This is a genomic window from Micromonospora sp. LOL_024, from assembly GCF_048060415.1.
GTDB lineage: Bacteria > Actinomycetota > Actinomycetes > Mycobacteriales > Micromonosporaceae > Micromonospora.
This window is the reverse complement of sequence record NZ_JBHMIS010000240.1, coordinates 1-221: the sequence shown is the minus strand read 5'-3', so window position 1 is coordinate 221 and position 221 is coordinate 1. Positions and strand designations below refer to the sequence as shown.

The 221-nt window shown below is 66.1% G+C and carries 1 pseudogene; it reads left to right on the top strand.

The features are described 5' to 3' along the window. Nucleotides 1-221: pseudogene (locus ACFHWY_RS29000) on the top strand (ISAs1 family transposase); the annotation flags it as partial.

The following is a 221-nucleotide window of genomic DNA, read 5'->3' as shown; positions in this document are numbered from 1 at the left end:
CGCGATCCGCGGGCACTGGGCAGTGGAGAACTCCTCACACCACATCAGAGACGTCACCTTCACCGAGGACGCCTCCACCATCCACACCGGAACCGCACCCCGCGCCATGGCGACCCTGCGCAACCTCGCCATCGGCGTGCTGAAAACCCTCGGAGCCGACAACATCGCCAAGACCACCCGGGCCATCCGTGACGAACCCCGACGAGCGCTTCCTATCCTGG